The 25202-nt window shown below is 74.4% G+C and carries 16 protein-coding genes; 5 read left to right on the top strand and 11 right to left on the bottom strand.

Annotated elements, in window-relative coordinates; all coding sequences use genetic code 11:
* The first annotated feature begins 18 nt into the window (after window positions 1–18).
* The gene (locus ACFYO8_RS27360) at window positions 19–768 is read left to right on the top strand and encodes a phosphotransferase (RefSeq protein ID WP_354873580.1); all 750 of its coding nucleotides are present in this window, start codon (window positions 19–21) and stop codon (window positions 766–768) included.
* On the opposite strand, the gene ACFYO8_RS27355 is transcribed toward ACFYO8_RS27360, so the two are convergent.
* The 4 genes from ACFYO8_RS27355 to ACFYO8_RS27340 all read right to left on the bottom strand — a co-directional run bounded on the left by ACFYO8_RS27355 (window position 735) and on the right by ACFYO8_RS27340 (window position 4398).
* Window positions 735–2168, bottom strand: coding sequence for a serine/threonine-protein kinase (locus ACFYO8_RS27355; RefSeq protein WP_354873581.1), 1434 nt, complete (start codon window positions 2166–2168; stop codon window positions 735–737). The two genes, ACFYO8_RS27360 and ACFYO8_RS27355, sit on opposite strands and share 34 nt — an antisense overlap.
* 62 nt (window positions 2169–2230) lie before the next feature.
* Window positions 2231–3079: an SAM-dependent methyltransferase gene (locus ACFYO8_RS27350; RefSeq protein ID WP_354873583.1), complete on the bottom strand. Its 849-nt coding sequence runs from the start codon at window positions 3077–3079 to the stop codon at window positions 2231–2233.
* A 69-nt stretch (window positions 3080–3148) separates the two neighbouring features.
* Window positions 3149–4036, bottom strand: coding sequence for a helix-turn-helix transcriptional regulator (locus ACFYO8_RS27345; protein ID WP_354873585.1), 888 nt, complete (start codon window positions 4034–4036; stop codon window positions 3149–3151).
* Window positions 4037–4140: 104 nt separating this feature from the next.
* A complete protein-coding gene (locus tag ACFYO8_RS27340) occupies window positions 4141–4398 on the bottom strand; it encodes a DUF397 domain-containing protein (protein WP_013285958.1) in 258 nt (85 codons plus the stop codon).
* A 226-nt stretch (window positions 4399–4624) separates the two neighbouring features.
* Between ACFYO8_RS27340 and ACFYO8_RS27335 the strand changes: the two genes are divergently transcribed.
* Window positions 4625–5260, top strand: a complete 636-nt coding sequence (locus tag ACFYO8_RS27335) for a GGDEF domain-containing protein (RefSeq protein WP_354873588.1) — start codon at window positions 4625–4627, stop codon at window positions 5258–5260.
* A gap of 126 nt (window positions 5261–5386) precedes the next feature.
* Here the strand turns inward: ACFYO8_RS27335 and ACFYO8_RS27330 are convergent, their stop codons facing one another.
* Entirely contained in the window at window positions 5387–5887 is a 501-nt protein-coding gene (locus tag ACFYO8_RS27330) for a type II toxin-antitoxin system PemK/MazF family toxin (protein WP_354873590.1), read from the bottom strand.
* A 98-nt stretch (window positions 5888–5985) separates the two neighbouring features.
* On the opposite strand from ACFYO8_RS27330, the gene ACFYO8_RS27325 reads away from it, so the two are divergent.
* On the top strand, window positions 5986–6498 hold the full coding sequence (locus ACFYO8_RS27325; protein WP_354873592.1) for an NUDIX domain-containing protein: 513 nt from the start codon (window positions 5986–5988) through the stop codon (window positions 6496–6498).
* Between the two features lie 41 nt (window positions 6499–6539).
* A complete protein-coding gene (locus ACFYO8_RS27320) occupies window positions 6540–7754 on the top strand; it encodes a hypothetical protein (RefSeq protein WP_354873593.1) in 1215 nt (404 codons plus the stop codon).
* Here ACFYO8_RS27320 and ACFYO8_RS27315 read toward each other — a convergent pair.
* A complete protein-coding gene (locus tag ACFYO8_RS27315; protein ID WP_354873595.1) occupies window positions 7700–9352 on the bottom strand; it encodes a DUF885 domain-containing protein in 1653 nt (550 codons plus the stop codon). The two genes, ACFYO8_RS27320 and ACFYO8_RS27315, sit on opposite strands and share 55 nt — an antisense overlap.
* 48 nt (window positions 9353–9400) lie before the next feature.
* On the opposite strand from ACFYO8_RS27315, the gene ACFYO8_RS27310 reads away from it, so the two are divergent.
* Window positions 9401–9850 carry a hypothetical protein gene (locus tag ACFYO8_RS27310; RefSeq protein WP_354873597.1) on the top strand — a complete coding sequence of 150 codons (450 nt, stop codon included), beginning with the start codon at window positions 9401–9403 and terminating at the stop codon, window positions 9848–9850.
* 117 nt (window positions 9851–9967) lie between these two features.
* Here ACFYO8_RS27310 and ACFYO8_RS27305 read toward each other — a convergent pair whose 3' ends face one another.
* From ACFYO8_RS27305 to ACFYO8_RS27285, 5 genes are read right to left on the bottom strand one after another with little or no spacing between them, the layout of a single operon-like run.
* Window positions 9968–15454: an amino acid adenylation domain-containing protein gene (locus ACFYO8_RS27305; RefSeq protein WP_354873599.1), complete on the bottom strand. Its 5487-nt coding sequence runs from the start codon at window positions 15452–15454 to the stop codon at window positions 9968–9970.
* Window positions 15454–18573 carry an amino acid adenylation domain-containing protein gene (locus ACFYO8_RS27300; RefSeq protein ID WP_387257730.1) on the bottom strand — a complete coding sequence of 1040 codons (3120 nt, stop codon included), beginning with the start codon at window positions 18571–18573 and terminating at the stop codon, window positions 15454–15456. Before ACFYO8_RS27300 ends, ACFYO8_RS27305 begins: the two co-directional genes overlap by 1 nt.
* Window positions 18570–18758, bottom strand: a complete 189-nt coding sequence (locus ACFYO8_RS27295) for an MbtH family NRPS accessory protein (protein ID WP_354873603.1) — start codon at window positions 18756–18758, stop codon at window positions 18570–18572. Before ACFYO8_RS27295 ends, ACFYO8_RS27300 begins: the two co-directional genes overlap by 4 nt.
* Before the next feature lies 1 nt (window position 18759).
* The gene (locus tag ACFYO8_RS27290; RefSeq protein ID WP_354873605.1) at window positions 18760–19713 is read right to left on the bottom strand and encodes a TauD/TfdA family dioxygenase; all 954 of its coding nucleotides are present in this window, start codon (window positions 19711–19713) and stop codon (window positions 18760–18762) included.
* Window positions 19714–19740: 27 nt separating this feature from the next.
* On the bottom strand, window positions 19741–25182 hold the full coding sequence (locus ACFYO8_RS27285) for an SDR family NAD(P)-dependent oxidoreductase (RefSeq protein WP_387189200.1): 5442 nt from the start codon (window positions 25180–25182) through the stop codon (window positions 19741–19743).
* Window positions 25183–25202 lie beyond the last annotated feature (20 nt).

Below are 25202 nucleotides of genomic sequence, written 5' to 3'. Positions count from 1 at the left end.
CACCTACGCTGGGGCGGGATGGCACCGTCAGAGGGCGCCGGCCTGGAACCGGCCCCGGACAGCTTCCGGGCGGCGACCCCGCTCGGCACCGGCCGCACCGCCGACGTGTGGCCGCTGCCCGGCGGGCGGGTGGTGCGCCGCTACCGCGACGGTGGCGACGTGCGGGCCGAGGCCGAGGTGATGCGGCACCTGCACCGGGCCGGCTATCCCGTGCCCCGGGTGCATCACGCCGACGGCACCGACCTGGTGCTCGACCGGGTCACCGGCCCGACCCTGGTGGAGGCGTTCCACGCGGGCGCCGTCACCGCGCGGGCGGGCGCCCGCATGCTGGCCGACCTGCACGCCCGCCTGCACGCGCTCCCGGCTCTCCGCTCGGCCGACCCGGCGGTACGCCTCCTGCACCTCGACCTGCATCCGGGCAACGTGCTGCTGGCCGCCACCGGTCCGGTGGTCATCGACTGGACCGACAGCGCCGAGGGGCCGCCGGCGCTGGACCGGACGACGACCGCGTTGATTCTCGCGGAGGTCGCCGTCGCTCCGGGCCACCCACTGGCGGCGGCGGCAGGCGAGTTGCTGTCCGCGTACGTCGCCGCCTCCGGGCCGCTCGACCAGCTGGCGGAGGCGGTGCGGCACCGCGCCGCCGGTCACGCGCCCGATCCGGAGCGACTGCCCGAGGCGGCCGCCCTGGTGACGGAGACGATCCGGGCGGTCACGGCCGGAGACCGCCGGGTGCCTCAGCCCTCGTCGGCGCCGCGCAGCCGCTCGTAGCCGTCGAGCAGCTTGCGCAACGCGGCGGCGGTGACCGGATCGATCTTGTCGTCCTCGGCCGCGTCCTCGATCTTCTCGCGCAGGTCCTCGACCCGCTTGCCCCGGTCCCTCGGCTTGCCCCGGTCCAGCTCGGCGGCCTTCTTGCGCAGGTCGGCGGCGGTCTTGCGGTCGATCAGCCCGATCGACTCGGCCCGGTCGAGCAGCTCACCGAACCGGTCGCCGAACTGACGCGACGTCACCGGCTCGGGCGTCGTCGACGGCGGCGCGGCGCTGCTGGGCTCGGATGCGGGCCGCTCGGCGGCGCCGGTCGACGGGCCGGCAGTGGGCGCGGCGGCCGGCGGGGCGCCGGAGCCGTCGCCCCATACCAGCGAGCCGACCACCGCGAGAAGCAGCACCACCGCACCGGCCACCAGCAGCCCGAACAGCCGGTTCGACGAGACGGCCGGAGGCGGCGGCGGGACGGGACGCCCCGGCGGGCGGGGCGCGGCGCCCGGGGAACGCTCGACGAGCGTGGGCGGGTGCGCCACCGGCCCCACGGTGGGCAGGATCGCCGTCGGCGGATCCACCGGACGGCCCGCGCCGAGCCGCTCGGCGAGCCGGGCCGCGGTGGGCCGACGGCGCGGGTCCGGCGCCAGGCAGGCGAGCGCCAGGTCGGCGATCTCCGGCGGCAGCCCGGGCACCCGCGGCGGCGGCACCGCCGGCCGGTTGCGCCGCACGTCCAGCACGTCGTCCCAGCCGCGCACCGGCAGCGGGGCCCGGCCGGTGAGGCTGCGATACAGCAGTACGCCGAGCGCGTACACGTCGCCGGCCGGGTTCGCCGGGCCGGGGTCGAGGCGTTCCGGGGCGAAGTAGGCGGGGGTGCCCATCAGCAGCGCGCCGGTCTGCCCGGTGACCGGGTGCGGGCCGGCCGGCGCGGCGATGCCGAAGTCGAGCACCTTCGCGCCGGTCTCGGTGAGCATCACGTTCGCCGGCTTGACGTCGCGGTGCACCACGCCGATCCGGTGCGCCGCGGCCAGCGCCCCGGCCACCTGCCTGGCCGTTCGCACCGCGTCCGGCCAGGCCAGCGGACCGCCGGCCAGCCGGTCGGCGAGCGTCTGCCCCTCCACCAACTCCATCACCAGGTACGGGATCACGACGCCGCCGTCCAGCGTCGCCTCGCCGTAGTCGTACACCTGGGTCACGTGCGGGTGGGTGAGACGCGCGGCCGCGCGGGCCTCGCGCTGGATCACCGCCCGCAGTTGCGGGTCGGCGGCGAGTTGCCCGGCGAGGGCCTTGACCGCGACGGGCCGGTGCAGCACCTCGTCGTCGGCCCGCCACACCTCGGACATCCCGCCGAGGCCGATGCGTTCGCGCAGGACGTATCGGTCGTGCAGGCGCAGGGCGGGCGTGAACGGCGACATGATGCCTCCAGTCTGCCCGTCCGGCCCTCCGGCCCGTCAACCGCCCGGCGCGCGGCCCCCGGTCAGGGTTTGCGGGCGACCCCGCCGTACATGCTGACGTCGATCACCGACGGGCGCGGCTCGGGCTCGCCGTCGGCACGCCACTCGGCGACCGAGCAGACGCCCGGATCGACCGGTTCCAGCCCGTCGAAGAAGCGCACGAACTCTTCCCGGCTGCGCAGGTTGATCACACCGTGCGGGCCGCCGCCACGGGCTGCCGCCTTCGCCTCGGCTGCCACCTCGGCCGGCAGGTGGTCGTGGGTGGCGTGCGAGGCGGCCAGGTAGCTGCCGGCGGGCAACGCGTCCAGCAGGCGGCCGACGATCGCGTACGGGTCCTCGCCGTCCGGCACGAAGTGCAGCACCGCCAGCAGCATCAACGCCACCGGCTGGGACAGGTCGAGCGTGCGGCGCAGATCGGGGTGGGCGAGGATGCGCTCGGGGTCGACCAGGTCCGCGTCCAGGTAGGCGGTGGCGCCCTCGGTGGAGCTGGTGAGCAGCGCACGGGCGTGGGCCAGCACGATCGGGTCGTTGTCCACGTAGACCACACGGGCGCGCGGGTCGATCGACTGCGCCACCTCGTGCGTGTTGTCGGCGGTGGGGATGCCGGTGCCGATGTCCAGGAACTGCCGGATGCCCGCCTCGCCGGCCAGATGGCGCACCGCGCGGCGCAGGAACCGCCGGTTCTCCAGCGCGCTGATCCGGATGGTCGGGAACCGCTCGGCCATGGCGTCGCCGGACTCGCGGTCGGCCTGGAAGTTGTCCTTGCCGCCGAGCCAGTAGTTGTACCGGCGGGCGGGGTGCGCCACAGTGGTGTCGATCCGGGCGGCGAGCGGCCCGGAGTCGGGTGGCGTACCTGGTGCGTCGCTGGTCAAGGCCGCCTCCACGACTCGCGTTCCGCTATCCACTGTCGACGGACATGCTACTGCCCGCCGACGCGCCGGTCAGGCCGGGTAGAGCTCGTCGCGCAGGCGGGCCAGCAGCTCCGGGGTCCGCTCCGGCGGCACGGCCTCCACGCACAACCGTTCCATCGCCTCGGCGTAGAAGTCGAGGTCGTCGCGCTTGTCCAGGTAGATCGCGCTGGTGAGCTGCTCGATGTAGACGATGTCGGGCAGATCGGCGTCACCGAAGCGCAGGATGCTGAACGCGCCGCTGGCCGCCGCGTGCCCGCCGGCGGCGAAGGGGACGATCTGCAACCGCACGTGCGGCCCGGAGGTCGCCTCGATCAGCGCGTCCATCTGCTCCCGCATCACCGCCGCGCCGCCGATCGGGCGGCGCAGCACCGCCTCGTCGAGCACCGCCCACAACTGCGGCGGGTCGGCCCGCCGCAGCAGTTCCTTGCGCTGCATCCGCAGCTCCACCCGCCGGTCCAGCTCCGCCGCCGACGCACTGCGGTGGCCGAGCAGGATGACCTCCCGGGCGTACGCGGCGGTCTGCAACAGGCCGGGCACGAACTGCACCTCGTAGGTGCGGATCAGCGCGGCGGCCGCCTCCAGGCCCAGGTACGACTGGAACCAGGCGGGGAGCACGTCGCCGTAGCGGTGCCACCAGCCCGGGTTGTTCGCGTCCTGGGCCAGCTTGAGCAGCGCGGCGCGGTCCTCCGGAGCGGTGACGCCGTAGAGCGTGAGCAGATCGGCCACGTCGCGCTCCTTGAAGCCGACCCGGCCCAGCTCCATCCGGCTGATCTTCGACTCGGACGAGCGGATCTCGTAGCCGGCCACCTCCCGGCTGACCCCGGCGCTCTCACGCAGCCGGCGCAACTGGCCGCCGAGCAGCATGCGCAGCACTGTCGGACCGCTTGTCGGACCACCCTCGACAGGCACCGTCGCCACCTGACCGCCCTCGCATCCCGACCACGTCGGCCGGGCACCCTCCCGGCCGACGAGTAAGCATGCCATGAACCGACAGTGAGGTGAACTCCTCCGGAGGGACGGAGTCAGTCCCGTGTACGGGACGGCGGGATGAGGTGGTCGAAGTCGCCGTCGCGGGCGCCGAGCACGAACGCGGCGATCTCGTCCACCGTGTAGATGAGCGCCGGGCCCTCGGGGTGCCGGGAGTTGCGGACCGCGATGCCGCCACCACCAGGCAGCTCGGCCAGTTCGACGCAGTTGCCGCTGGGGTTGCTACGACGGCTCTTCAGCCAGCGCATCGGTGGCAACTCGGTCACGGGCACGCCGTTCGGAGGTTGCTGCATGGGCGTCCTTCGGGAATGAGCCAGCCGAGGCCGCGGGGAGGGGCGGTGGGTGGCGACGTCTGTCGACTGAGGAGGCAGATGCACGTGCATCTGCTATTGCATCTGCAATGGACAGAGAGCATGATAACCGAAATACGGTGTGCCGGTTCGCTCACGTACAGTGACCCGAACCCGGCTCCGGAGACGCCGCATCGCGCGGCTACGGGACTGCGGCGAGGAGGACGCGTTGGCGGATCCGATGACCATCGCCTCCGGCATCTCCGCGGCGGGCGCGCTCGTCTCCGCCTGGCAGTTACGCCGCCGCGCGCTGCGCGCCGAAGCCGAGATCGAGCTCCTCCAGGCCGAACTGGCCGCCGAGCGGCACGCCGCCAGCCACGACCCGCTCACCGGGCTGCCCAACCGCCGCGCGTTCTTCCGCCTGGCCGCCGCCCTGCTCACCGACCCGGCCGGTCAGCCGCTCGTCGCGGTGGTGCTCGACCTGGACAACTTCAAGCAGGTGAACGACCGCTACGGGCACGCCGCCGGAGACCAGGTGCTGGTCAGCGTGGCGCAACGGCTGGCCGCGTTCGCCGGCAACAACCTGGTCGCCCGCCTCGGCGGCGACGAGTTCGCCGGCCTGCTGGCCAGCCCGACGGCGGATCGCAGGTGGATCGAGCACGCCACCCGGCGGCTCTGCGAGGCGCTCGCCGCGCCGATCCCGCTGGGGACACGCAGCATCCAGGTCACCGCCTCGGTCGGGCTCGCGCCCGTGCACTGCCCGACGCAGCTCGCCGACGCGCTCTGCCGCGCCGACGCGGCCATGTACGAGGCGAAGACGCTCGACACCGCCCGCCCCACCCGGCAGCTCGTCGCCGAGCGTTGAGCAGGCTCTGTTCGCGGCGTCCCTCGTCGGCCGCCGACTGCTGACCGCACTCCGCCCGGCTCGTCGCGGGGCGCTGAGCCCGGTCCGCCGGCTCGTCGCGGCGCCGGCCGGACTCCGCCCGGCGGGTCAGCGCCAGCCGTAGCCGGCGCGCAACGCCTCGCCGATCCGGTCGAACCGGGGCCGGTCCAGCACCGCGCCCTCGCGGCGGATGCTGTCCTCGCGCATGGTGAGCACCCGGTCCAGCCGTACCCAGCTCGGCCGCTTGTCCCGGTCCCACTCCCCCGGGCCGAGCGCCAGCCAGTGCCGCTGGCCGTCCCGGTCGCTCTGGCTGGACAGCATCAGCCCGAACAGCGTGCGGCTGTGCCGGCCCACCACCAGCACCGGGCGGTCCTTGCCCTGGCGCGGGTCGTCCTCGTACGGCACCCACGTCCAGACGATCTCGCCCGGGTCGGCCTGCCCGTCCGGCTCCGGGGCGTACGACAGCTCGCGGCGCTGCAACGCGCTGACCTGGCGGCGGCGCGCGACCTGCGCCGGGATCGGCCCCCCGGCGCGGGTGGGGGCGGGGGCGGGCACGCCCCCGGTGATCCGGCCGAGCTTCGACGCCACGTTCCTCAACAGACCTGCCACGGCGGGCAGCCTATCGGTCCGGGCACCCCGGCCCCGGAATCGGGTCGCCGGGCCGGGCACCCGGTGCGTCGAGCGCGGGCCTTCCTTACTCTCGGAGCGTGGAGCCACCCCGTGATCTGCCGCTGATCGAACGCAGCGCCGTCCGGCTGGTGGTGCTCGACGCCGCCGACCGCCTGCTGCTGTTCCACACCCGCGACCCGGACCACCCGGACCTCGGCGTGTGGTGGGAGCTACCCGGCGGCGGGCTGGACCCCGGCGAGACGTACCGGGAGGCGGCCGTACGCGAGCTGCGCGAGGAGACCGGCATCGCCATCGGCCCGGACGAGGTCGGCGCACCCACGTGGCGGCGGCGGGCCAGCTTCCGGCACCGGCAGCACCGCCACCTCCAGGACGAGGTGATCGTGGCGGTACGGCTGTCCGGCCCCGGGCCGGACGTGGACGAGGCGTCCCGGCTGGACTACGAGATGGAGGACTACTTCGGGTTCCGCTGGTGGCCGCTGGCCGCGGTGCTCGCCGAGCGACCGCGCTGCTACCCGGGCCGGCTGCCGGAACTGCTGCCGGCGTTCCTGGCCGGCGAGGAGATCGACGAGCCGTTCGAGCTGTGGTCCTGACAGGGGGTGCCGGCGGGCACGCCGGCGGGCAGAGTGGAGCCGTGACTTCTCTGCGCGCACCCCTGGCAAGTTACGCCGAACGGCTGCACCGCGCCGCCGGTGACACCCACCACGTCGCCTCGCCGCTGGGCGCCTGGCTCCTGCTGGCGCTGACCGGCCCGACCGCCACCGGGGCGGACCGCGTCGCGCTGGCCGAAGCGCTCGGCCCCGACCCGGACGACGCCGCCGCCGAGGCCCGGGCGCTGCTCGCCGCGCCGCACCCGATGGTCGCCGCGGCCACCGCGCTGTGGGAACGCGTGCCGGCGCCGGAGCTGGCCGCCTGGCGGGGCGCCCTGCCGGAGGCCACCGAGCGCGGTGCGCTGCCCGACCAGGCCGCGCTCGACGCCTGGGCCCGGGAGCGTACCGGCGGGCTGATCGACCGCTTCCCGGTCGACGTCAACCCGGACACGCTGCTGGTCCTGGCGAACGCGCTGGCCACCCGCGTGTCGTGGGCCGACCCGTTCGAGACGGCCGCGGGCACCGAGCTGGGTACGGGCAGCGCCTGGTCCGGCCGGCTGAGCCGGGTGCTGCGCACGCCGCCGATCGGGCACCGCTGCTGGGTCGCGGCCACCGACCGGGCCGGCGACGTGGCGGTACACGCGGTCCCGGCCCGCACCGGCGACGACGGTGCCGGGCTGCTCGTGGTGTCGGTGGCCGCCGCGCCCGAGGTACCCGCGGCCGACGTGCTGGCCGTCGCGCACGAGCTGGCGAGCGCCGCCGCGCTCGTTCCGGACTCCCTGCCGGACCGTCGATCGCTGTTCGACCTGCCGCTGGGCGAGACGCCGCTGTGGACGGTGCGGGAGAAGCCGGTGAACACGTTCGCCGCCGACGGCCGGGAGGAACGCGCCAACGCGGTGCTGCCCTGCTGGTCTGCGCGGAGCCGGCACGACCTGACCGCACCCGGGTTCGGCTTCGACGCGGCGGCGCGGGCCCTCGGCGGGCTGATGGGGCTGGCCGGGCCGGGGTTCGACGCCGCGCAGTCCGCTGTCGCCCGGTTCGGCCGCTACGGCTTCGAGGCCGCCGCGGTGACCGCGTTCGGCATGGTGGCCGGCCTGCCGCCGGAGGGGATCGCCCGCGTCGCGGAGCTGCGCTTCGGGCACCCGTACGCGGTGGTGGCGGTGACCACCGACCCGGCCGGCGGCCCGTGGCACGCCCTGCCGGTCTACTCCGCGTGGGTGGCCGACCCGGAGGAGTTGCCCGCCGACGAGGCCGGATAGGCGGCGAGCGCGCTCGTGAGCCGGCCCAACCCCAGCGAGCCGAGCTCCAGGGCCCGGTTGTGGAACGCCCGCCGGTCGCCGGGGAAGGCCTCCCGGCCCTCCCGCCACACCCGCTCCCCCACCTTGTAGGTGAGCGCCTGCCCGGGACGGCCCAGGTACCGGGCCAGCTCCAGTGGCGCGTACGGGCCCTGGTGGCAGCGGTCACGCAACAGGTCCAGCGCGGCCTGCGGCGTCCACGTCGTGCCGGGGTCCGACGGCATCGGCAGCCGCAGGTGCAGGCCGATGTCGAGCACCACCCGCGCCGCCCGCAGCAACTGCATGAACAGGTGCCCCAGCCGGGCGCCCGGCTGCTCGTAGAGCCCGAGCTCGTCCATGAACCGCTCGGCGTACAGGGCCCAGCCCTCCTGGGCGCCGGAGAGCCCGCCGAGCAGGTTCAGCCGCCGCCCGGGACCGCCCCGGCACGCCTCGCAGCCGAGCTGCAGGTGGTGGCCGGGAACGCCCTCGTGGTACGCGGTGCTGTACGCCCACCAGGTCGGGAAGCGCTTCTGCCCCTCGGGCAGCAGCCACGAGACCCGGCCCGGCCGGGTCAGGTCCCGCGACGGCGCGGTGTAGGCGGTGCCGCCGGACGCGGTGACCCGTGACTCGATGCGCCGCAGCGGCGCGGGGATGTCGAAGTGGACGCCGTGCAGCCGCTCGGTGGTGGACTCCAGCAGGTCCTGCAACCAGCCGGCGAACTCGGCCCGGCTGCGCAGCGTGCCGGGCGCGTCGGGGCGGTCGAGCCGGTCCCGCACCTCGGGCACGGTTCCGCCCAGGGCTCTCGCCTCCGCGACCAGGTCCGCCTCGATCGCGGTGAACTCGTTCCAGCCCCACTCGTACAGCTCGCGCAGGTCCGGTTCCGCACCGAGGAACATCCGCACCCAGAGGGCGTACCGCCGTGGGCCGAACGCCTCGTCGTCGTGCGCCCGCGGCGCGAGGTCCGCGGTGAGCGTCTCGGCGAATCTCCGGTACGCCTCCCGCGCGTCCCGCGCCGCTGCCCGCAACGAGCCGCGCTGCGGGCCCTCGCCGTAACGCTCGACGAGCGCCGTGTCGTCGTCCATCCAGTTGCGACACCGCTGCGTCACCAGCTCCACCTGGCGGCGGGCCGGCAGGTGACCGCGCCCGGCGGCGAGCAGGAGGCTCTGGGCGTACCCGTCCAGTGCCGCCGGGATCGCGGCCTGCCGCGCGCCGACGCGGGCCCAGCCGTCCTCGGACGCCGCGCCCTCGGCGTCGCGGCCCGGCACCGCGGACTCGACGCACTGGCGGATGAGCTGGAGCGGGCCGGTGGCCGCGACGTGCAGTTCCCGCAGATCCTCCCCGGCGTCGTGGAAGGCGATCCGGGTGCGCAGCCGTTCGGCGAGGTGTTCGTCCAGCGGGCTCGTCGTGGGCGGCGTCCCGATCCGGCGCAGGGCGCGGGTGGCGAGATCGGCACGGGCCTGGTGACCGTCCGGGCTGTAGTCGGTGAGCCCGTCGACGTCCTGCTCACCGGCCTCGACCACCGCCGCACACGGATCGAGGCGGGCCAGCTCCCGCAGTAGCCCTTCGGTGCGGTCGTCGATCACGGCATCAAGGCTAGCCGCACGCTGGCGGGCTCTCGCTACGCTCCCGCCATGAACGTCGATGTGCCTCGCCGGGGACCGATCCAGGCTCTCGCGGCTCTGCCCGCTCTTCCCTGGTTGAGCGTCCACCTGCTGCTCTACCTCGGCATCGCCGTCGTGGTACCCGTGCTGTGGGAGCCGGCCCCGGCCGGCGGCCTCGTCGAGGCTTTCGGCCAGGCGCTCACCGAGGTGCCGTCAGTGCTCCTCAGCCCGGGTGGGGTGATGGTGAGCGCTCTCGCCGTCGGCTGCCTGGGACTGCTGCGCCTGCTGTCCGGCGTCCGGTGGTACTGGTTCAGGCTGGCCGCGGTCCTGCTCTTCGTCGTGCCGCTCCCGCTGTTCGTGTACGCCGCGGCCGGTGCGGGGGCGGCGGTACCGGTGGCCGTCCCCCATCTGCTGGTGGCGCTGCTCATCGTGCAGCCCCGGCTTTCGGACAGGTTGGCGGACCGGGCTCCGGCCCCGTAGGACCGCCGCCGGTAGCGCCACCGGTCCCCTCCGGCGTGGCACCCGGCCTCCGCCCGACCAAGGAGTTCGCGGCGGCCCGGGTGCCCGGAACCGACGCGAACTCCTTGATCGACACGGTCAGACGGAGACGAGTTCCTTCTTCTCGGCCTTGGCGGCCAGGCGCTTCTCGCGCTCCTGGGCACCGATCAGGTCGTCCGGCAGGGAGTCCTCCACTTCCAGGTCGAAGCGGCGCAGCAGCCGGATCGACAGACCGCCGAGGGTGATCAGGATCAGCGCCGCCCCGAAGCAGATGTACGCGAACCCGATGCCCCGGCCCGGTCCGGTGCCGATCACCGCGCCCACCGAGCCGGCCAGCGCCCCGCCGGGAGCCAGCATCGGCTCGAACAGCGCGGTGGCACCCGGCGCGAGCAGCGCGAACCCGATCGGCAGCGTGGACCAGGAGATGGTCTGGTTGAGGCTGAACACCCGGCCGTGGAAGCGCTGCGGCACCTTCACCTGGACGATCGTCGCGTAGATCGACTGCGCGGTGGTCATCGACATGGCCAGCCAGCAGAAGCCGACGCAGATCATCGCCACCGACGCGTCGAGGCCGATCAGCACACAGCCGATCGCGGTGCCCAGGTTGCCGATCAGCACGCCGATCATCCGCCGCTTGCGCGGACCGCCCCACAGCGACATGAGCACGCCGCCGAGCACCGCGCCGACCGCCTCGGCCAGCGCCACCTGCGCCACCTGGGTCGGGCTGCCGAACGACAGCACCAGCGGCGTGATGAGCACCAGCGCCGGGGCGAGGAAGATGTTGCCCAGCGCGAAGTAGCCGAGCATCAGCCGGAACCCACGGTGCCGCCAGGAGTAGCGCATGCCGTTGGCGATGGCCACCAGCAGCCGTTCCCGGGGCCGCCAGCCCAGCGCGTCCGGGAAGCGGACCACGGCGAGGGTGAGCACCGCGAACACGTAGCTGGCCACGTCGACGAGCAGGATGCCCTTGAGGTCGATGGTGGCGAGCAGGCCGGCCGCGAACGCCGGCATGAGCAGCGTGGCCACACCGGTGGAGAGCTGGGTGATGCCCATGGCGTGCCCGAGGTAGCGCTTGGGCACCAACTGCGGCACCGCCGACTGGAACGCGATCCGCTGGAACGAACCGGCCACCGAACTCAGCGCCACCAGCACGTAGATGTGCCAGAGCACCAGGTTGTCGGTCCACAACAGGGTGGCCAGCACCAACTGGACGGAACCGGCGAAGCAGCTCGCCATCATCATGATCCGGCGCCGGCTGACCCGGTCGACCAGCGCGCCGGCCACCGGCAGCATGAGCACGCCGCAGATCAGCGCGAGCGCCCAGAGCATGCCGAGGTTCGCCACCGAGCCGGTGCGGTTGAACAGCCAGATCGGCAGCGCGAACGCGGTCAGCGCGGAACCGGTGCTGGAGATGAGCTGGCCGGTCGTGATGGCCATGAACCGGCCCATGCTCGGCTTGACCGTACTGGTGGGCTTGCGGTTCTCCCCCACCCGCAGCGTGTCGGCCACCACCCAGCCGGCGTCCTCACCGCGTCCCTCCGCCGTCAGCGCGCCGACGTCGCCGGCGACCACCGCCGGGTGCACCTGCGTGACGATCTCGGCCAGCTCCTGTGCCCGGTACTTGAGGAAGAAGTGCCCGGCCTGGTCGAGCACGACGAGGCCGAGCGTGTCGCTGAGGAACTGCCACTCGGCGTACCGCTCGCGGTAGTAGTCGGTCACCGGGTCCTCGGAGCCGACCACCGAGATGATCGGCGTACGCAGCTTCGTCGCCTGCTGGTCCAGCAGCCGGGTGAAGTACTCCTCGGAGGCACGGGAGTCGGCCCGCATGTTGCTGATGATCCGGTCGGCCTGCTCCGGCTCCAGCTCGTCGGTGTCCACACCCATCGACTTGAGCCAGCTCGCCGAGTGCCGGTTGCTGCTGAGCCGTTCCAGGCGGTCGCGGAGCGCCGCGATCACGCCCTTCGGGCGGGCGAACGGGAACATCGCGCCGATGTAGACGGCCTCCAGGTCCCGGCCGGCCGCCTCGACCTTGCGGGCCACGTCGGCGAGGATGGCGCTACCCACGCCGCAGTGGCCGTACAGCGCGATCGGCCCCTCGACCCGCTCCAGGATCTCGTCGGCGACGCGGCTGGTCAGCTCGTCGAACGGAAGCGCGTCCTCGCTCAGGCCCACGTCGTGGCCGGGGATCGCCAGCGACCACAGCCCGTAGCCGGCCGGCAACGCGTCGGCCATCGGCTGGTAGACGATGGCGCTGCCGCCGCCGTACGGAACGCAGACGTACGTCAGCACCCGCTTGCCCGCCGGGATCGGCTTGGTCAGCTCGTAGAGCAGCCGGCGCGGCCCCTCCTGGGCGGCGTCGCCGGAGACGAACGCGGCGAGGTCGCGGATGGTGCGCTGCTGGAACAGATCCATCACGCCGACCGCCCGGCCGCCCAGCTCCGCCTTGCGGATCTTCGCGACGACCTGGGTCGCGAGCATCGAGTGCCCGCCCAGGTCGAAGAAGTCGTCGTCGATGCCGAGCGTGTCCACGCCCAGCACCTCGGACCAGATCGCTGCGAGCGCCCGCTCGGTGTCGTCGCGCGGCTCGACCAGCGCCACCGACGCCTCGCGGGTGACCACCGGCGCGGGCAGCGCCTTGCGGTCCAGCTTCCCGTTGGGAGTCAGCGGCAGCGCGTCGAGCGTGACGAACGCGGCCGGCACCATGTACTCGGGCAGCGTGTCCTTCAGCGCCGACTTCAGCGCGGCGTGCTCGGCCGCCCCCACCAGGTACGCGGTGAGCCGCTTGTCACCCGGGCTGTCCTCGCGGACGATCACCGTGGCCTCGGTGACGCCGGGCTGCTCGCGTAGCGCGCTCTCGATCTCGCCCAGCTCGATGCGCAGGCCGCGCAGTTTGACCTGGTGGTCGATGCGGCCCAGGAACTCGATCACCCCGGTGCCGTCCGGGCCGCCGACCCAGCGGGCCAGGTCGCCGGTGCGGTAGAGGCGGGCGCCCGGCTCGCCGGAGAACGGGTCGGGGACGAACTTCTCCGCGGTGAGCGCGGGCCTGCGGTGGTAGCCGCGGGCCAGTCCGACGCCGCCGATGTGCAGCTCACCGGCCACCCCGACCGGGCACTGCGCGCCGGACGGGTCGAGCACGTGCAGCCGCAGGTTGGCGATCGGCGCGCCGATCGGCACGCTGGTCACCTCTGCCAGCCGCTCCGGCTCGCACGCCCAGGCGGTCACGTCGATGGCCGCCTCGGTCGGGCCGTACAGGTTGTGCAGGCCGCACCAGGGCAGCCGGGCGGTGAAGTCGGCCGCCGACGCGAGCGGCAGCTCCTCGCCGGAGCAGATCACCCGGCGCAGCGCGGTGGCCGCCTCCACGCCGTCCTCGGCGAGGAAGACGGTGAGCATCGACGGTACGAAGTGTGCGGTGGTGATCCGCTCGGACACCAGCAGGTCGCGCAGGTAGCCGGCGTCCTTGTGGCCGCCGGGCTTGGCCAGCACCAGGCGGGCGCCGGTGCGCAGCGGCCAGAAGAACTCCCACACCGACACGTCGAAGCTGGCCGGCGTCTTCTGGAGCACGGAGTCGTCGGCGCCGAGGCGGTACGTCTTCTGCATCCAGTCGAGCCGGTTGACGATCCCCCGGTGTGTGTTCGGCACGCCCTTCGGGCGGCCGGTGGACCCGGAGGTGTAGATGACGTACGCCAGGTGCTCCGGGCCGGCGGCCGGGGCCGGGTCGGTGTCGGGCTGGCCGGTCCAGACCGTGGCGTCGTCGAGTTCGAGCACTGTGGCGCCGGTGTCCGGCAGCACGTCGCGCAGGTGCGACTGGACCAGCACCACCGGCGCGTCCGCGTCGCCGACCATGAACGCGAGCCGGTCCGCCGGGTACTCCGGGTCCAGCGGCAGGTACGCGCCGCCGGCCTTGAGCACGCCGAGCAGGCCGGCGACCAGTTCCACGGAGCGTTCCGCGCAGACCCCGACCAGGGTCTCCGGGCCGACGCCCGCCGCGCGCAGCCGGTGCGCGACGCGGTTGGCCTGCGCGTTCAGCTCGGCGTACGTGCGGCTGTGCCCGTCGATGGTGACCGCTACCGCGTCCGGTGTCGCCGCGGCGCGCTCCTCGATCGGGCCGTGCAGCGTCTCGACGCGCGGGAAGTCGGCTGTGGTGTCGTTCCAGGCGGCCAGCAGTTCCCGCTCGGCGGCGGACAGCAGCGGCAGCCGGGACACCGGGGTGTCGGGCGCGGCGACCACCGCGTCCAGCAGGGCGGTCCACCGCTGCGCCATCCGCTCCACGGTCGCGCGGTCGAACAGGTCGGTGTTGAAGACCAGCTTGCCCCAGAGCCCGTCGACGGTCTCCACCGCGTGCAGCTCGAAGTCGAACCGGGTGGCCTGCAACTCCATCGGGGTCCAGGAGAACGTGACCTCGTCGGTGCGGGACACGCCGCGGAAGCGGCCCATCTCGTAGTTCTGCAGCACGAACATCGTCTGGAACACCGGGGAGCGGCTGACGTCGCGTGGCAGACCCAGCTCGTGGACCACCTTGGCGAACGGCACCTCGGCGTGCTCGAACCCGTCGAGCACCGTACGGCGGGTGCGCTCCAGCAGCTCGGCGAACGTCGGGTCACCGGCCAGGTCGGCACGCAGCGGCAGCATGTTGATGAACATGCCGACGATGTTCTCCAGCTCCGGCGCGGACCGGCCGGCCACCGACGCGCCGATCGCGAAGTCGTCCTGACCGGCGTGCCGGGCCAGCAGCACCTGGTACGCGGCGAGCAGCGTCATGAACAGCGTGCCACCGCTGTCGCGGGTGAGCGCGTTGAGCGCCTCGGTGGCGGCCGGGTCGAGCTGGAACTCGACGAAGTCGCCACGGTAGGTCTGGGTGGCCGGGCGGGGCCGGTCCAGCGGCAGTTCCAGCGGCGTGATGCCGGCCAGCCGCTGCTTCCAGTAGTCGACGTGCACGCGCGCCTGCGGGCCGTCCAGCTCCTGCGCCTCCCAGACGGCGAAGTCGCCGTACTGGATCGGCAGGGCGGGCAGTTCCCCGCCCCGGTAGAGCGTGATCAGGTCGCGCAGCAGCACGTCCACCGACCAGCCGTCACCGACGATGTGGTGCTGGGCGAGGAACAGCACGTGGTCGTCGGCGGCGAGCCGGATCAGCAGCGCGCGCAGCAGCGGCCCGTCGGCCAGGTCGAACGGCTCGGCCGCCGCCGCGTCGACGAGCGCCTGCGCGGCCGCCTCGTCGGGCGCGTCCACCACTGTCAGCGGCACGTCCGCCGTGTCGGCGACGACCACTGTGGGACGGCCGTCGGCGTCGGCCGGGAAGCGGGTGCGCTGCGACTCGTGCCGCTCGGCGAGCCCGGTCAGCGCGGCGCGCAGCGCGTCCACGTCGAGCGGTCCGCGTACCCGCAGGGGCACCGCGATGTGGTACGCCGCCTCGCCCGGGGCGAGCTGGTCCATGAACCAGACCCGCTCCTGGGCGTAGGACAGCGGCACCTCGGCGCCGGACGGGCGGGGGGTGATCCGGGCCGTGGGGGCGGTCTGGCGGGCGCGTAGCCGTCGGGCGATCAGCGCCTGCCGGGCCGCCTCGCGGGCCGGATCCTTCAGGTCGGTCATCAGTTGGTTCCCTCTTCCGCCGCGAGCAGCGCGGCGACCTCGGTGTCGGAGAGCCCGTCGAGTTCGGCGGCGATCCGCGCCTCGATCTGGGCGGCCAGGTCCGCCACCACGGGGCTGCTGAACAGCGCCCGCATGGGCAGGTCGACGTCCACCTCGGCACGGATCCGGGCCATCGCCCGCATGCCGCGCAGCGAGTTGCCGCCGAGGGCGAAGAAGTCGTCCAGGGCGCCGACCTTCTCCACCTGGAGGATGTCGGCGTACACCTCGGCGACCATGGCCTCGGCCTCGCTGCGGGGCGCGACGAAGCTGTCCTGGGCCGGTGCGGCCACCGCCGGGGCGGGCAGCGCGGCGCGGTCCAGCTTGCCGTTCGGGGTCAGCGGCAGCGCGTCCAGCCGGACCAGGGCGGCCGGCACCAGGTGCGCGGGCAGCTCACGGGCCAGTTCGGCGCGGACCGAGTCCTCGTGGGCCGGGCCCACCAGGTAGCCGACGAGCATGGGCTCGCCGCCGTCGGTGCGGACCGCCGCGGCGGCGGCGCGCACATCCGGGTGGGCCAGCAGCGCGGCCTCGACCTCGCCCAGCTCGATCCGCATGCCGCGCACCTTGACCTGGTCGTCGCGGCGGCCCAGGTAGTCCAGCGTGCCGTCGGCACGCCAGCGGGCCAGGTCGCCGGTGGCGTACATCCGGGCGCCGGGCGGGCCGTACGGGCAGGGCAGGAACCGCTCGGCGGTCAGGCCGGGCCGGTCGTGGTAGCCGCGGGCGAGCTGGGCGCCGGTGACGTACAGCTCCCCCACCACGCCCGGGGGCACCGGCCGCAGCGCGCCGTCGAGCAGCAGCGCCCGGGTGTTCCAGGTGGGCGTGCCGATCGGCACCGGACCGGCCGGGACCGGCTCACCGGGGGCGATCCGGGCCGCGACGCAGCCGACAGTGGCCTCGGTCGGACCGTACTCGTTGATCACCGCCACCTCGGGGTGGGCGGCCCGCCAGGCGGCGAGCTGCTCCCCGGTCAGCGCCTCGCCGCCGATCACCAGGTCGGCCGTCGGCGACAGCTCGGCGTCGAGCAGCGGCAGGTGGCTCGGCGTGACCTTGAGGAAGGCCGGCCGGCCACCGGCGCGGGCCGCGGGCTCGTCGATCGCGGCCAGCCGTACCGTTCCGCCGGCGGTGAGCGTGCCGAGCAGGCCGGTGACGGTGAGGTCGAACGACACGGGCGAGTGCAGCAGCGCCACCCCGGCCAGCCCCGGGTAGGTGGCGCGGGCCCAGGCCAGGTACGCGGTCACCGCCCGGTGCTCGACCACCACGCCCTTGGGGCGGCCGGTGGAGCCGGAGGTGTAGAGCACGTACGCCGGGTGCTCCGGGCGCAACGGCGCGACCCGGTCGGCGTCGGTGAGGTCGTGGCCGGGCTGGTCGGAGCCGATCTCCCCGTCGAGCACCAGCGCGTCGCCGGGCACCAGGGCGGCGGTGTCCGGGTCGGCCACCACAAGCGCCGGCGCGGCGTCGTCCAGCAGGTACGCGATCCGGCCGGCCGGGTACGCGGTGTCCACCGGCACGTACGCGGCGCCGGCCTTGAGCACCGCGAGCATCGCCACCACCAGCTCGCAGGAGCGGGGCAGCGCCAGCGCGACCCGGGTCTCCGGGCCGGCGCCGCGCGCCACCAGCAGCCGGGCCAGCCGGTTCGCGGCGGTGTTCAGCTCGCCGTAGCCGAGCGTCGTCCCGTCGCACACCAGCGCCGCCGCGTCCGGGGTGTCTGCGGCCCGCCGCTGCACCTCGTCGACAACTGTGGTAACCGGCACGTCGTGGGCCGTGTCGTTCCAGGCTTCGAGCACCCGGTCCCGCTCGGTGTCGGTGAGCAGCGGCAGCGCACCGACCGTACGATCCGGCTCGGCCACGGCGGCGGCGAGCAGCCGCACGTAGCGGCTGGCCACCGTCTCGGCGGTCTCCCGGTCGAACAGCTCGGTGCGGTAGACCAGGCGGCAGTCGCCGGTGGTGATGTCGAAGGCCAGGTCGTCCTTCGTGGTGCCCAGCTCCACCGGGTCGAGGCCGGAGTCCGGGATCCAGTTCAGCGCGGTCTGGAAGATCGGCTGCACCGACGGGTCCCGCTGCGGGTCGACCGCCTCGACGATCTTCTGGAACGGCGTCTGCCCGTGCTCCATGGCGTCGATCAGGCCGTTGCGGACGCGGCCGAGCAGCGCCGCGAACGTCGGGTCGCCGGAGACGTCGCAGCGCAGCGCCACCGGGTTGACGAACATGCCGATCAGCGGCGTCAGCTCCGGGTTGTCCCGGCCCGCGGTGGAGACGCCGACCACCACGTCGGCGTCGCCGGAGATCCGCGACAGCAGCGCCGCGAAACCCGCCAGCAGCACCATGTACGGGGTGGCCTGCGCGCCGGTGGCCAGCGCGCCGACGCGGTCCAGCAGCCCGTCGGGCAGCGTGAAGCGCACCTCGTCACCGGCGAACCCGAGCTGGGCCGGGCGGGGCCGGTCCAGCGGCAGGCCGGTGACCGGCGGCGCACCGGCCAGGTGACCGGTCCAGAAGGCGAGCTGCCGGTCCAGTTCCTCGCCGGTGAGCTGCTGGCGCTGCCAGACCGCGAAGTCGGCGTACTGGATGGGCAGCTCGGGCACGGCGGGCTCGGCGCCGGTGCGCGCGGCCTCGCAGAACGCGACCAGCTCGGCGTGGAACAGCACCGCGGAGTGGCTGTCGAAGACGGCGTGGTGCACCACGAACGCCAGCGCCAGTCCTTCCTCCATGCGGATCAGCCGGGCCCGCCACAGCGGCGCGGCGTCCAGCGGGATCGGCGTGCGGGCCATCTCGCCGCGGATCCGCCCGAACCCGGCCCACTGCTGGTCGGCGGGCAGGTGGGTGAGGTCGGTGGTGGGCAGCGGCGCCGGCTCGTGGGCGCGCACGACCTGCACCAGCGCGCCGTCGTCGGTCCGCAGGTGGGTACGCAGCGCCTCGTGCCGGGCGATGACCCGGTTGACCACGTCACTCGCCGTGCCGGCGTCCACGCCGGCCGGGAACATCCACGGGAAGGACACGTTGAACACCGGCGAGCCGACGTCGAGCTGGTTGGCCATCCACACCCGCTCCTGGGCGTAGGAGGCCGGGAAGGTCCACTCCTGCGTCATGAGATTCCCTCGCGCACCGAGCGGGGACGCATGTCGGTCCAGACCTCGTCCACGTGGGCCAGGCACTCCTCGCGGCTGCCGGCGAAGGCGGTGTCGTGCCAGCCGGCGGGCAGGTCCCGGTCGGCCGACCAGATCGAGTACTGCTCCTCGTCGTTGCGGACGACCAGGAATCGGGGTTCGGCCATGTCAGTTCGCTCCTGCGTTCTCGGGGGTGTGCGGCTCGGCCATCGCCACGGCGATCTTGCGGGGACCGGTGAACGGTTCCCGGCCGTGCGCGGCGGTCATGTTGTCCACCACCAGCACGTCGTCGCGCTGGTAGTCGAAGCGGACGGTGGCGGCCCGGTAGGCGGCGCGCAGGTGGTCCATGACGTCGCCGGGGATCTCGCCGCCGTCGCCGTAGTAGGTGTTCGACGGCAGCCCGTCGGCGCCGAACATGGCCAGCAGGCCCTCCTGGTAGTCGGCCGGCAGGGTGCTCAGGTGGAAGAAGGTGGCGTGGTTGAACCAGCGCGGGACGTCCGACCCGGGCCGGTGGTGCACCACGTCGCGGACCGCGCGGGTACGCAGGCCTTCCTTGCCGACCCACTCCACCGTGATCCCGTTGTCCGCCGCGTACGCCTCGACCTCGGCGCGGCTCTCGGTGTTGAACACCTCCTGCCAGCGGGTGCCGAAGTCGCCGTGGAAGTTGCGCACCAGCATCCACCGACGGCGGATGAACTCCTCACGCACCGCCGGGTCGATCAGCTCGTACACCCGGCGCACGTCGGCCAGCGGCGTGGCGCCCTGGGTGTCCGGCGGCGTGACGCAGTAGAAGAACAGCGTCAGCGGCCAACGCGCCTGGTACGAGTTCTCGTTGTGCAGGAAGATCTCCTCGTCCGGCGGGTAGTCGGTCGAGGTGTAGACCCGGCCCTTGATGGAGTGCCGGGGCGAGGAGCGCTCGGTGTAGGTCAGGGGCTCGCCGGCCAGCGCGCGGACGGCCTGGTCGAAGCCGTCCACGCCGCCCACGTCGAAGCCGCGGAACAGCAGCCCGCCGTTGGCGACGAGGGTGTCCCGCAGCTCGGCGCGCCGGGCCGCGATCAGGTCGGTCAGCGCCCGGCCGTCGCTCTCGACGACGACCGGCAGCGTCGCGGTTGTCTCGCTCATGGTGCGGTGTCTCCTTGGTTGGGGGTGTCAGCCGCGGGGCAGCCGCGGGATGGCGGCCGGGGCGGCCGGGGCGTCGGCGGGGGCCTCGGCGCGCAGCTCCTCGATCCGGGCGGCCAGACCGGCCACCGTGGGCGTCTCGAAGAGGCTGCGCATCGGCAGCCGTACGCCGGTGGCCTTGCGCATGGCGGCGATGAGCTGCACGGCGACGAGCGAGTTGCCGCCGAGGGCGAAGAAGTCGTCGTCCACGCCGACGTCGGTGACGCCGAGGCCGTCGCGCCACACCTGGGCGATGGTCTTCTCCAGCTCGGTGCTCGGCGCGGCCGATCCGCCGCCGGTGGCCGCCGCCGTGCCGGCCGGCGCGTCGGTGTCCTCGGCGATGCTGTCGGTGGTGACCCGGGCCGCGCGGCGACGGATGTCGGCCACGGTGCGGGTGGCGATCACCACCTGGGCGCCGAGACCGGCGGCGAGGCTGCGGCGGAACGCCTCCGCGCCGTCGACCGGTCGGATGTCCTCGGTGACCGGCGCCGGGGCGTCGCCGCCCGCCGCCGGGGACTCGGCCAGGTTGCCGGTGACCGCGTCCTGGTCGACCCGGCGCAGCACGAAGTCGCCGATCGAGACCAGTTCCCGCCCGGCCGGGTCACGCAGCGACAGGTCGGCGGCGACCACCTCGTCGGTGGCGGCGGGCCGGTGCCGCAGGTGACTGTGGAACGTCGCCGGCAGCGGCCCCCGCACCACGATCCGGCCGTACGACAGCGGCAGGTAGGTGCCGGTGCCCTGGCCGCGGCCGAACGCGGTGGCCACGTCCAGCAGTGCCGGGTGCATCCCCCAGGAGGGCAGGTCGCCGAGCGCGGCGGCGGGCGCCTGCACCGTCGCCAGTTCCTCGCCGTCGGCGAGGTGGTGCTCGGCCAGCGCCGCCCAGCGCGGCCCGAACGTGAGCATGCTGGTGCGTCCCCGGCCGAACGAGGCGTCGCCGTCGACCCGCCGCCCGGCCACGGCCGGCACGACGGCCGGCGGGGCCGCCTCGGTGGTCCACCCGGCGCTGCCGCGTACGTGGGTGCGCGCCTGCCCGGCGGCGAGGCTGGCGACCGTGAACTCGGTGCCGTCCTCGGCCGGGGTCAGCTCGACCCGGTACTGGGCGACAGTGCCGTCCGGGACCGAGAACGGCTCCAGGAACACCACGTCGCGCAGCTCCACCGCGGCGTCCGGCCCCGGCGCGGGCAGCGCGGCGACCACAGCGGCGCGCACCGACTCCAGGTGGGCGGTGCCCGGCACCACCGGCACACCGCCGATCCGGTGCTCGTCGAGCAGCCAGTGGGTGTCGGCCGACACCAGGCCGTGCAGCACCGTGCCGTCCGGGCCGGCGACCATCGTGGTGAGCACCGGGTGGGCGACAGCCGTGGTGACGGTGTCCCGCCCGGCTGCCCGGAACGCGGCCGGCGCGGCGGTCTCCACCGCCATGCCCACCTCGGCCCAGCCGCCCCAGTTCTGCGACACCACAGGCGCGCGGAACCCGGTGCCGGAGCGCGCGAAGGCGTCCAGGAAGTTGTTCGCGGCGCAGTAGTCGACCTGGCCGAACCCGCCGATCACCGCGGTGATCGAGGAGCAGAGCACGACGAAGTCCAGCGGCAGGTCGCCGAAGACCCGGGCCAGCGCCAGGGTGCCGGCCAGCTTCGGGGCCAGCACGCGCTGCGCCTCGTCGCGCTCCTTCACCTCGGCCATGCCGCCGCCGGGCAGACCGGCGGCGTGCACGATGCCGTCCAGCCCACCGAAGCGGCGCTCCGCCTCCTCGCGGACCCGGCGCAGGTCGTCCGCGTCGGTCACGTCGGCGGCGAGCACCAGCACCTCGGCGCCGGCGGCCTCCATCCGGCGGATCGCCGCGATGGCCCGTCCGGCCCGGTCGGCGCCGCCGTGCACCGCCAGGTGCGCGTCCCACTCGTCCCGTGCGGGCAGCCCGGAACGGGCCAGCAGCACCAGCTTGGCGCGGACCCGGCGGGCGAAGTCCTCGGCGAGGGTGACGCCGATGCCGCCGAGACCGCCGGTGATCAGGTAGCGGCCCTCCTCGCGCAGCACGCCCGGCTCGTCCTCGGCGGCCACGCTCACCTGCTCGTAGCCGGCCAGCCAGCGGCGGTCGCCGCGCAGCGCCACCTCCGGGTGCTCGGCGTCGACCGGGCTGCGCAGCTCGGCCACCAGGGCGGCGACGCCGCGCGCGGCCGGGTCGGTGTCGAGCAGCCGCACGGTCAGGCCGGGCAGCTCGGCCGGGAGCACCCGGGCCAGGCCGGCCAGCGTGGCGTGCTCCGGGCGGGTCAGGTCGTCGCCGCGTACGTCGCCGATGCCGGCGGTGACCAGGTCCAGGCGTACGCCCGACTCGTCGGCTGTGACGCCGGCGCCGGCGAGCGCCTGCACCAGGTGCAGCGCGCCGAAGAAGCCGCGCTCCTGCGCCGCCCAGGCGGCCGCCGGGTCGATGCCGGCCGGCTCGCCGTCGAGCGCGAACGCGTGCACGATCCGCCGGGGCAGGTCGGCGACGAGCGCGGCGACCAGTTCCTCGGCGTCGGCGCGTACGCCGGGGCGCAGCCGGAAGCCGTTCGCGGTGACGGCGAAGGCCTCACCGGCACATACCTCGACCGGGTCGTCGCCGGCGGCGCGCAACGCGGCCACGAGCGCGTCCCCGCGCGGGCCGTCGGCCAGCACCAGGCAGCGGCCCAGCGGCTCGGCAGTGCGGGCCGGGGCGGCCTGCCGCCACACCGGCACCGCGAACCACTCGGGCAGCGGGCGAGGGCCGGTCTCGGCGGGCGCCGCGGCCAGCTCCTGCTCCGGGTCCGGCTCGATCCAGTAGCGGCGCCGCTCGAACGGGTACGTGGGCAGCGGCACCCGCCGCGCGCGGGGGTCGGCCGGGAGGCTCACCGGCGCCCCGGCGCACCAGAGCGCGCCGGCCGTGCCGAGCAGCGCGGCCACGTCGCCGGTCTGCTCGCCGGGGCCGGGCAGGCTGCCCAGCGGGGTCAGCGCACGCTGCGCCTCGCCGGCCTTGGCGACCTGCATCCGGGCCAGGTTGGCCAGTTGCCGGCCGGGGCCGCACTCGACCAGCGCCCAGGTGCCCTCGGCGAGCAGCGTGGCCACGCACGCGCCGAAGCGGACCGGGCGGCGCAGGTGCGCGGCCCAGTACGCCGGGTCGGTGGCCTGCGCCTCGGTGATCCAGGTGCCTGTCACGTTCGACACGAACGGCACCGCCGGGGCGCGCAGCGGCACCGTGGCCATCAGCGCGGTGAACTCGTCCAGGATCGGGTCCATCATCGGCGAGTGGAACGCGTGTGAGGTGCGCAGCAGCTTCGACTTGTTCTTGCCGCCGAGGCTCGCGGCGAACTCCTCGACCAGTGCCGTCTCGCCCGCGACCACGCAGGTGCCGGGGCCGTTGACGGTGGCCACCGACAGGCCCTCCGGCAGCGTGCCGGTCACCTCCGACTCGTCGAGCGTGACCGCCAGCATCGACCCGCCGGGCAGGGAGTGCATGAGCCGGCCCCGGGCGGCCACCACCCGCAGCGCGTCGGCGAGGTCGAGCACCCCGGCCACCGTCGCGGCGACGTACTCGCCGATGGAGTGGCCGATCATCGCGGCCGGGGTGACCCCGGCGGCCCGCCAGGCGGCGGCGAGCGCGTACTCGACAGTGAACAGGGCCGGCTGGGTGTAGCGGGTCTCGGTGAGCTTGTCCGCCGCGTCCGGGTCACGGCCCAGGATCAGGTCGCGGATGTCCAGGCCCAGTTCGGGGCGGAGCAGCTCGGCGCACCGGTCGACGGCGGCGGCGTACGCGCTGTCGTGGGCGTACAGCTCGGCGCCCATCCCGGCGTACTGCGAGCCCTGGCCGCTGAACAGGAACGCCACCCGGGGCGCGGGGCCCTCGGCGACGCCCCGGTGGCCCTTACGCCGCTCGCGCAGCGCGGCGGCGGCGGACGCCGGGTCACCGGCGACGACGGCGGCGCGGTGGGCGTACACCTGGCGGCCGACCCGCAGCGTGTGCGCCACGTCGGCCAGCGCGACGTCGCCGCCGCCCTCCAGGTGGTCGGCGAGCCGCCGTACGGCGGTGTCCAGCGCGGTCGGGGTCTTCGCCGACACCTGGAGCAGGTGTGCCGGGCGGGCCGGCGGTTCGTTCCGCTCCGCGGCCGGGGCCTCCTCCAGCACGACGTGCGCGTTGGTGCCGCCGATGCCGAAGGAGCTGACGCCGGCGCGGCGCGGCCCGCCGTCGGTGTCCCACTTGGTCAGCGTGTTCGCCACGTAGAACGGGGTGTCGGCGAAGTCGATGGCCGGGTTCGGCGTCTCGTAGTTGATGGTCGGCGGGATCAGCCCGTGTTCCATCGCCAGCACCGTCTTGATCACGCTGACGATGCCGGAGGGCTGGCTGAGGTGGCCGATGTTCGACTTCACCGAGCCGATGCCGCACCAGCCGCGCTCGTCGGTGTCCTTGGTGTAGACGGCGGACAGCGCGGCGACCTCGATCGGGTCGCCGAGCGCGGTGCCGGTGCCGTGCGCCTCGACGTAGCTGATGCTGCGCGGGTCGACGCCGGCCAGCGCGACGGCCTGGGCGACGGCCTCCATCTGCCCGTCGATGCTGGGGGCGGTGAAGCCGACCTTCCCGGCGCCATCGTTGTTGATCGCGTTGCCCAGCACCACCGCGCGGATGGTGTCGCCGTCGGCGATCGCGTCGGAGAGGCGCTTGAGCAGCGTCACGCCGACACCGCTGCCCCACACCGTGCCGTTGGCTGCGGCGTCGAACGGCCGGCAGCGTCCGTCCGGCGAGGTGAAGCCGTCCATGCCGAGGTAGCCGACGTGCGGCAGCTCGATGTTGACGCCGCCGGCCAGGGCCATGTCGCACTCGCCGTTGCGCAGCGCCTCGCAGGCCAGGTGGAACGCGACCAGCGAGGTGGAGCAGGCGGTGTGCACGGTGAGGCTGGGGCCGCGCAGGTCCAGCCGGTACGACACGTTCGTGGCCACGTAGTTCGGCGAGTTGCCGGTGGCCAGCGACACCGCGCCGTGCGGATTCCCGCCGACCCGCTTGTTGCGGTACACGTTGCGGTGCAGGTAGAGGTTGCCGCCGGTGCCGGCGTACACGCCCACCGCGCCGTCGTAGCGGCCCGGGTCGTAGCCGGCGTCCTGCAGCGCGGTGTAGCAGGTCTCCAGGAACAGCCGGTGCTGCGGGTCGGTGATCTCGGCCTCGCGGGTGGTCATCCCGAACAGCCCGGCGTCGAACTCGTCGTAGCCCTCGACCAGCGGGGCGCGGTTGACCCAGCCCGGGTCGTCGACCTCCTGCGGCTGGGCACCGCGGGCGAGTTGCTCCTCGCGGGTCAGCTCGGTCGTCGACTCCACGCCGTCGACCAGGTTGCGCCAGAACTCGTCAACGTCGGCCGCGCCGGGCAGGCGGGCGGCGAGCCCGACGATCGCGATGGGCTCGACGCCGTCGTCGGCGGGAATGTCGTTCTGCATGGGGGTTCCTTCATTCACAA

The organism is Micromonospora sp. NPDC005257 (genome assembly GCF_042872445.1).
GTDB lineage: Bacteria > Actinomycetota > Actinomycetes > Mycobacteriales > Micromonosporaceae > Micromonospora.
Note: the sequence above shows the minus strand (reverse complement) of the source record. Positions and strands in the feature narration are given on the sequence as shown.